We start from the raw sequence: 8,208 nt of genomic DNA, 5'->3' as shown, positions 1-8,208 counted from the left end.
GGCATCCCCTGCCGTGTCCCGTCAGTACCGGTCCAGCGCGGACACCTGCCGGAGCCGTGATCCGACGGCCAGGTCGCTGCCCGTCAGTACCGTGTTCGAGCTACCCAGGGAGTCCTTCTCCGCGCCCAGCCGGTCCATCAAGTTCTTCACCTGGTCGCCCCAGGTCTCGTGGGCCTTCCGCAGCGCCGCCGAGGTCTGCCAGCCGTCCCCGTCCCGCGCGCCGAACGCCTTGACCGCCGCCGCGGTCTCCTCGTCCGCCCAGTCCCCGGCCTTGCGGGTCTGCGACTCGATGTGGTCCTGGATCGCGTGGGCCGCCGCCCGCTTCTCGGCGGGCGAGGACGCCAGCCCCTTCGGACCAGGCTCAGGTCCATGGTCCCCGACCAGCCAGCTCACCAGTCCACCCCTCGCCACATCACCGTCGGATCCACCATCCAGAACTTCAACCGGCGCACGCCGATCTCCGTCACGGTGTGTTTCGTGACCATCACGTTGACAACAGCCGTCCGCGTAACGAAGCGCTACTGAGCGGAGTCGCCCGAGGGGATCCGGATCTCCAGCGGACCCCAGCCCAGCCGTTTCGACTCGACCGCGACGGTCAAGAGCAGGACACGCCGCTTCGCGCTGTTGGTGGTCGCGACCGCCACCCGTCTTCAGCAGCGCGACCGTCTCGGTCCTCGTTTCCCGCCCGTCGGTCGAGCATTTTTCACTTGGTGCAGCCGAATTTCTTGGTTTCCCCCGGTACGAAGGCGTCGACGAACCGCTGCAGCTTCTTGTAGCCGGTGGGGGTGTTCTCGACGCGGTCGCCGAAGAAGTAGACCCCGAAGGACATGTATGCGTTCCGAGAGGTGCAGTTCGCCTGGATCACGGCGCGGTTGCTTCCGATCACCGCATGTCCCGGGAAGGACACGGCCCGCTCGGCGGCGTACTTGTACGGTGATGCCACGGCCTTCCAGTCCACCGGTTCCGGGGCGCGGTCCCAGCGCGTGATGTCGACGTACAGCACCCGGTGGCCGTCGGCACTCAGGGCACAGGCCGCACCCGGCTGTGCCTGGATGGCCGTGTACGTCTGCTTCACCGATCCGCTTTTCGGGATGAGCGGTGACAGGGCCCCCTTCGGCAGCGGGACCTTGCAGAACTCGGCGGGAACGGCGGCATGAGTGCTGCCGCTGCAGCCGGCCGCCGCTGCCATGGCAGCGGCGCACACCAGGGCCGTCGCCCTACGCCTCAGGGCCGTCATCACTGCGCTCCCGCCATGCCACGGGCGCGTGCGTTGCCGTCGTTGGCCGCCCCGTTGATCTGGTCGTACATGCCCTGGTCGTGCGAGTAGCCGGTGTGGCTGTCGGCCCAGTCCGAGTTGGCCGCGTACCACTGGTGGGCGATGGCATTGAGCTGGTTCTGGCGCAGGTGGTACGTCGCCTGGCTGTCGCTGGTCAGCTTGGCCGCCTGATCCTGCTGTTCGTCCATGATCCACGCGCTGGTGAGCACGTCGGCACCGCGCTGATAGATGTCCCCGTACACCGGGATGAAATTGACCAGCGCCCCGGACGCGTGATAGCTCCACGCCTTGTCCCAGGTGTAGTCGTGCTGGTCGCCCTTGAGCGCCAGGTACCGACCCTCCTCCATGAAGCCGATCGCTGTGCCGGCGGAGTGCAGGGTGTCTTCCGGGTGGCGCGAGGGGTCGTGGATGTCGTCCATGATGGCGTGGTTCATGCCCTCGTGAAGCAGGTTGTAGGTGTCCTGACTCCGCGATATCTGCTTCGTCATCTCCAGGACCTGGTCACGGTCCAGGTTCGGGCCGTCGGCGGGGTGCCGACCACCACTCGGGTCGCTCATCGCCACATACGTCTCATGGCCGTGATTGACCATGATCTTCGCCATGTCGTCGCGCAGTGAGGCCGGCATGTCGTCGCCCTGCCCGGAAAGGACATCCAGCGCGTGGACGAACACCCGGTTGTTGGCGTCGGTGTGCGAAGTCGGGCTCATGGGGCGTGGGCCGTTCGGGTCGACGCCGGTGGCCGCCGCGGCCAGGGCGTCTCCGAAGCCTTTCCGGTCGTCTCCATCCGCCGCCATGACCGGCATGCCCGTCGTGGTCCCGCCGGGCGGGGTCGCGTAGTGGTCGATGACGGTGTCCCAGTCACGCCCGTGGAGCAGATAGTCCAGGTTGTCGGTGTGCGCAGGGTCCAAGTACTCGCTGCTGGTCTTCGGGTCGTGGGACATGATGCCGAGCACGCCGTCGAGCGGATCGTTGGCGAACCAGCCCCGGTCCTTGCCGCTGAACTTGTCCCGCAGGGCCCAGATGGACTCGGTGTTGCCCTTGGCCGTGTACGACTCCTCCGCGTGCCGGATGTCGTCCGCGGTGTCCTCCAGGAACTGCCCGTTGTAGCCGTGCCCCTGCTGCATCAGCGTGACGAGGCTCTGGTAGCCGCGGACCTTCTCGTCCGGGATGGGGCTGAGGCCGTCGACCTTGAACTGTTCGGTTCCGGCCTTGCGCATGTCCTCGCGGAAGTCCTTGTAGAAGTCCGAGTGCGGGTCCTGGGTCGCGGTCGCCAGTGTGGTGGCGAGACCCTTCTGGATGTCCAGGTACTGGCCGCTGTGCTGCTTGTCGTCGTGGTAGGCAAGCCCGTCGAGGCTGTTGGAGAGCTGCAGCGTGCCCTTGGCGCCCAGTTCGTCCAGCAGGGTCTGACTGAACGCTTTGTCGCCGGAGTTGTCGTGGAAGAGGCGCTGCAGCTCCCGGTAGTCGGCCGCCGTGGCCTTGCCGGCGTTGACGCGCTGCGCGATGTCCTTGCCCTCGTCGGCCTCGTACTTCTCGATGTCGCCCTGGGCCTTGCCGTTGAAGTCGGGGACCGTGCCGAGGCCCGTGTCGGGGCCCTTCACAACGGCGGTGAAGGCGACCTCGACGCCCGTGTCGGCGTCGCCCACGTCCTTCACGCACTGGTCGATGCGGGCCTGCCAGGAGGCGACGGCTTTGCGTACGCTCTCCTGGTAGTCGGGATCATGCGCGAGTTCCTGGCGATCTCCCTGGCTGAGCCGCTCGTGGTCGTACGAGACCACTCCCTGGTCCGACACCTTCATCCCGTTGGCAATGGCGTCGTCCCGCGCCGACTCCAGCTTCTTGCGCAGGTCCACGAACTGGGTGTGCGCATCGCGCAGGAGGGAGGCGATCGCCTTGGCCTCGGTCTGGGCGTTCTGGAACTCCGTCAGCCTGATGCCGAAGCGCGCGTTGGCGGCCTGCCGGCTCTCACCGGCCCACGTCGGGCGCAGGGTGATGCCATGCACGTCCCGCTGGTACGCGGTCTCCTGCTTGTGGAGCTCCTTCGCCATGCCGTCCCAGCGTTCGGCGGCCGTGGTGAGCGTGGACAGGTCGGTCGTCAGGATCTCGTGGTACGTCGGCATGGGGTCCCCGTTGATTCCGATGGCGTGCGAGAGAGCGCGGCTGTCTGTCACTGCTCAGGTGGCAGTGAGTACGTGTCCAGCACGGACACCTTGCGCGCGCTGGCGCCCACTCCGAAATCCGTCCCGCTCAGCAAGGTGTTGTTGTTCCGGAGGGCCGATTCGTCCTGCACCAGTTGCTTCACCAGGTTCTGAACCTGTTCGCTCCAGGTCGTGTGGGCCTTGCTCACAGCACCGGAAGTGAGCCAGCCATGCCCGTCCTTCGCGTCGAACGCCTTCACCACCGCGCTCGTCTCGTCGTCCGCCCAGGCCCCCGCCGTCGTGGTGTGCGGCTCGATCTCGTTGTGAAGCGTGTTCGCCGCGGCCTTCTTCTCGGCGGGAGAGGACGCGAGGTCGGGCCCGCCGCCACCCGTCGATCCGCCGCCGCCCGGGTCGGCCGGGTACTGGTTGAGCCGCATACTCACGGCGTGTTCGCCGCCACTTCCTGCCATGATGCCAACCCCCGTTTGCAACTCTGGCGTGCCCCCGTCACGCTAACAACTGACCTTGCACCATCGGGGAGTTGAGCTACAGCCTTGCCGTTTCCTTTACTGCGGGTCAGGCGAGCCGTGAGGCGTACGTGCCTAGATCCGTCAACTCTCCAGCGGACCCAGGTACAGCGCCGGCAGCCCGCCCGTGCAGCACGCTTGTGGTTGTCCGGATCGTCCTCCGCGAAGGCCCGGCCCCACACCGCCGGCCACGGGTAGTTCCCCTTCAGGCGCAGCAGGAGCGCCGCGCCGACGGTACGTCGTCCCACCAGTACGAGGGCGAGACTCCGATGCCGTACGAGACGTCGTACGCCCCGAAGATCGTGCCCCGCGGATCGCTGCCCGCGATGACGAACGCCCGCTCCACTCCGGGCATCGGGTGGTCCACGACGGTCTGCAGCGAGGTCTCCCAGCGCCCTCGCGCGCCGGACACGTCCAGCGTGCCGGCCTCGATCAGGCCGTCGATCAGCGGGCTGCGGCCGATCGTGCCGAGCAGGACCGGATGGCGGGCGATCGTCGAGCCGGGGCGTACGCCCGTCACCCGCTCGATGTCGCCCCGGAGGCCCCCTGCCACCCGTACGACTCCGGGGTGATCCTCGGCGCTGACGACCACGGGGGAGCCCACCAGCGAGAACGCGCCGCCCGTGAAGGAGAGGTACGAGGGGGCGGTACGCGTGCGGAACCGGTCGTCGGCACCGAATGGTTTCGAACAGCAGAAGGGCCCGTACGACCGAAGTCGTACGGGCCCCTCCGACAGCTACCAGGTCGAAGACCCGGGCCGGATCAGCTCAAGATCACTTGTTGATCTTGGTGACCTGGCCGGCGCCCACGGTCCGGCCACCCTCACGGATGGCGAACTTCAGGCCCTCTTCCATGGCGACGGGCTGGATGAGCTCCACCTTCATCTCGGTGTTGTCACCCGGCATGACCATCTCGGTGCCCTCGGGGAGGGTCACAACGCCGGTCACGTCCGTCGTACGGAAGTAGAACTGCGGACGGTAGTTGTTGAAGAACGGCGTGTGGCGGCCACCCTCGTCCTTGGAGAGGATGTAGGCCTGCGCCTCGAACTCGGTGTGCGGGGTGACCGAGCCCGGCTTGATGATGACCTGGCCGCGCTCGACGTCCTCGCGCTTGATGCCGCGGAGCAGCAGACCGACGTTCTCACCGGCCTGGCCCTCGTCGAGCAGCTTGCGGAACATCTCGATGCCGGTGACCGTGGTGGTGGTCTTCTCGGTCTTGATGCCGATGATGTCGACGGTCTCGTTGACCTTGAGGACACCACGCTCGATACGACCGGTGACGACGGTGCCACGACCGGTGATCGTGAAGACGTCCTCGATCGGCATCAGGAACGGCTTGTCGACGTCACGCTCGGGCTCGGGGATGTTCTCGTCCACAGCCTGCATCAGGTTGAGGACGGACTGGCCCCACTCCTTGTCGCCCTCGAGGGCCTTGAGCGCGGAGACGCGGACGACCGGCAGGTCGTCGCCCGGGAACTCGTACTCGGAGAGCAGCTCACGGACCTCGAGCTCGACGAGCTCCAGGATCTCCTCGTCGTCCACCATGTCGGCCTTGTTCAGGGCGACGACGATGTACGGAACGCCGACCTGGCGGGCCAGGAGCACGTGCTCCTTGGTCTGCGGCATCGGGCCGTCGGTGGCGGCGACCACGAGGATGGCGCCGTCCATCTGGGCAGCACCGGTGATCATGTTCTTGATGTAGTCCGCGTGACCGGGGCAGTCGACGTGGGCGTAGTGACGGGTCTCCGTCTGGTACTCGACGTGCGCGATGGAGATGGTGATACCGCGCTGGCGCTCCTCAGGAGCCTTGTCGATCTGGTCGAACGCCGAGGCCTCGTTCAGGTCCGGGAACGCGTCGTGCAGCACCTTGGTAATGGCGGCCGTGAGGGTCGTCTTACCGTGGTCGATGTGACCGATGGTGCCGATGTTGACGTGCGGCTTAGTCCGCTCGAACTTCGCCTTCGCCACTGGGGTCCTCCTGTGGAGTGGTTCTGTACGCCTTACTTCATCGGCGCCAGGTGATCTTTGCTGGAAAGCCCGGAACCCGGGGCAAACATCCGGGAATGCGGGTGTTTGCCCCTTGAGGCTCCGGAGTCAAGCCTAAAGCGTGTGAACGCGGTGCGTTACTCGCCCTTGGCCTTCGCGATGATCTCCTCGGCGACGTTCCGCGGAACCTCGGCGTAGGAGTCGAACTGCATGGAGTAGCTCGCACGGCCGGACGTCTTGCTGCGCAGGTCGCCGACGTAACCGAACATCTCCGAGAGGGGCACGAGGCCCTTCACGACGCGGGCACCGGCCCGCTCCTCCATGGCCTGGATCTGGCCACGGCGGGAGTTGATGTCGCCGATGACCTCACCCATGTAGTCCTCGGGCGTGGTGACCTCGACGGCCATCATCGGCTCGAGCAGCACAGGGCTGGCCTTGCGCGCGGCCTCCTTGAAGGCCTGCGAACCGGCGATCTTGAACGCGAGCTCGGAGGAGTCGACCTCGTGGTAGCCACCGTCGATGAGGATGACGCGCACGCCGGTCATCTCGTAGCCCGCGAGGATGCCGAACTGCATGGCCTCCTGAGCACCGGCGTCCACCGAAGGGATGTACTCCTTCGGGATACGGCCACCGGTCACCTTGTTCACGAACTCGTACGAGGCGTCGCCGCCCTCGATGGGCTCGATCGCGATCTGCACCTTGGCGAACTGGCCGGTACCACCAGTCTGCTTCTTGTGCGTGTAGTCGACACGCTCGACGGCCTTGCGGATCGTCTCGCGGTACGCCACCTGCGGCTTGCCGACGTTGGCCTCGACCTTGAACTCACGGCGCATACGGTCGACCAGCACCTCGAGGTGCAGCTCGCCCATACCACCGATGATGGTCTGGCCGGTCTCCTCGTCCGAGTGGACCTGGAAGGACGGGTCCTCCTCGGCCAGGCGCTGGATCGCGACGCCCAGCTTCTCCTGGTCGCCCTTCGACTTGGGCTCGATGGCGACCTGGATGACCGGCGCCGGGAAGTCCATGGACTCCAGGATGACCGGGGCCTTGTCGTCGCACAGCGTCTCACCGGTCGTGGTCTGCTTCAGACCCATGACGGCGATGATGTCGCCGGCGCCCACCGAGTCGATCTCCTCACGCTTGTTCGCGTGCATGCGGTAGATCTTGCCGATGCGCTCCTTCTTGCCCTTGACGGAGTTCAGCACGGCGGTGCCGGACTCCAGGCGGCCCGAGTAGACCCGGACGAAGGTGAGCTTGCCGAGGTGCGGGTCGCTCATGATCTTGAACGCCAGAGCCGACAGCGGCTCCTCGTCGGACGGCTTGCGCTTGACGACCGTCTCCGGGTCCTTGACGTCGTGGCCCTCGATGGCCTCGACGTCCAGGGGGGAGGGGAGGTAGCGCACGACCGCGTCGAGCAGGGGCTGAACACCCTTGTTCTTGAACGCGGTACCGCAGAACACCGGGGTGACCGTGGTGTCCTTCGACTTGCCGGACGCGATGGTGATGCGACGGATCGCGGCGTACAGCTGCTCCACGGAAGGCTCGGTGCCCTCCAGGTACAGCTCCATGATCTCTTCGTCGTTCTCGGCCACGGCCTCGAGCAGCTTGCCGCGGTACTCCTCGGCAGCCTCGGTGTGCGTGTCCGGGATGTCGACGACGTCGTACATCTCGCCCTTGGTGGCCTCGGCGGACCAGACCAGGGCCTTCATCGTCACGAGGTCGACGACGCCCTTGAAGTCGGCCTCGGCACCGATCGGGAGCTGCATCACGATCGGCTGAGCGCCCAGGCGGTCAGAGATCATGTCGACGCAGCGGTGGAACTCGGCACCGGTCCGGTCGAGCTTGTTGACGAAGCAGATACGCGGAACGCCGTAACGGTCCGCCTGACGCCACACGGTCTCGGACTGCGGCTCAACGCCGGCGACGCCGTCGAACACCGTCACGGCACCGTCGAGCACGCGCAGGGAACGCTCCACCTCGACGGTGAAGTCGACGTGGCCCGGCGTGTCGATGATGTTGATGGTGTGGTCGACGTCTTCCAGCGGCCAGTGGCAGGTGGTGGCAGCAGAGGTGATCGTGATGCCACGCTCCTGCTCCTGCTCCATCCAGTCCATGGTGGCAGCGCCGTCGTGGACCTCACCGATCTTGTACGAAACGCCGGTGTAGAACAGGATCCGCTCGGTGGTGGTCGTCTTGCCCGCGTCGATGTGGGCCATGATCCCGATGTTGCGGACCTTGGCCAGGTCAAGTGAAGTGGTAGCCATAAGGCTTCAGTCTTCTCTCGG

The 8,208-nt window shown here is 66.4% G+C and carries 6 protein-coding genes and 1 pseudogene; all 7 read right to left on the bottom strand.

What is annotated here, in order from left to right; translation table 11 throughout:
* Positions 1-21: 21 nt before the first annotated feature.
* The 7 genes and pseudogenes from ACFYZZ_RS40500 to fusA all read right to left on the bottom strand — a co-directional run bounded on the left by ACFYZZ_RS40500 (position 22) and on the right by fusA (position 8,187).
* Entirely contained in the window at positions 22-393 is a 372-nt protein-coding gene (locus tag ACFYZZ_RS40500; RefSeq protein ID WP_389187586.1) for a hypothetical protein, read from the bottom strand.
* Between the two features lie 310 nt (positions 394-703).
* Positions 704-1,237, bottom strand: coding sequence for a hypothetical protein (locus ACFYZZ_RS40495; RefSeq protein WP_389187584.1), 534 nt, complete (start codon positions 1,235-1,237; stop codon positions 704-706).
* On the bottom strand, positions 1,237-3,393 hold the full coding sequence (locus ACFYZZ_RS40490; protein ID WP_389187581.1) for a hypothetical protein: 2,157 nt from the start codon (positions 3,391-3,393) through the stop codon (positions 1,237-1,239). Before ACFYZZ_RS40490 ends, ACFYZZ_RS40495 begins: the two co-directional genes overlap by 1 nt.
* A 47-nt stretch (positions 3,394-3,440) precedes the next feature.
* The gene (locus tag ACFYZZ_RS40485; protein ID WP_389187578.1) at positions 3,441-3,848 is read right to left on the bottom strand and encodes a hypothetical protein; all 408 of its coding nucleotides are present in this window, start codon (positions 3,846-3,848) and stop codon (positions 3,441-3,443) included.
* Between the two features lie 209 nt (positions 3,849-4,057).
* Positions 4,058-4,545 (bottom strand): annotated as a pseudogene (locus tag ACFYZZ_RS40480) (glycosyl hydrolase 115 family protein); the annotation flags it as partial.
* A 166-nt stretch (positions 4,546-4,711) separates the two neighbouring features.
* Entirely contained in the window at positions 4,712-5,905 is a 1,194-nt protein-coding gene (gene tuf, locus ACFYZZ_RS40475; protein WP_020941664.1) for an elongation factor Tu, read from the bottom strand.
* A gap of 155 nt (positions 5,906-6,060) precedes the next feature.
* Entirely contained in the window at positions 6,061-8,187 is a 2,127-nt protein-coding gene (fusA, locus tag ACFYZZ_RS40470; protein ID WP_386577182.1) for an elongation factor G, read from the bottom strand.
* Positions 8,188-8,208 lie beyond the last annotated feature (21 nt).

The organism is Streptomyces sp. NPDC001816 (assembly GCF_042892235.1).
Taxonomy (GTDB): domain Bacteria; phylum Actinomycetota; class Actinomycetes; order Streptomycetales; family Streptomycetaceae; genus Streptomyces.
The sequence above is the reverse complement of the archived record's forward strand: the minus strand, read 5'-3'. Positions and strand labels throughout refer to the sequence as shown.

Coding starts and splice junctions, on each gene's coding strand:
- ACFYZZ_RS40495 (WP_389187584.1), bottom strand. CDS start 1,237: ATGACGGCCCTGAGGCGTAGGGCGACGGCCCTGGTGTGCGCCGCTGCC.
- ACFYZZ_RS40490 (WP_389187581.1), bottom strand. CDS start 3,393: ATGCCGACGTACCACGAGATCCTGACGACCGACCTGTCCACGCTCACC.
- ACFYZZ_RS40485 (WP_389187578.1), bottom strand. CDS start 3,848: ATGCGGCTCAACCAGTACCCGGCCGACCCGGGCGGCGGCGGATCGACG.
- fusA (WP_386577182.1), bottom strand. CDS start 8,187: ATGGCTACCACTTCACTTGACCTGGCCAAGGTCCGCAACATCGGGATC.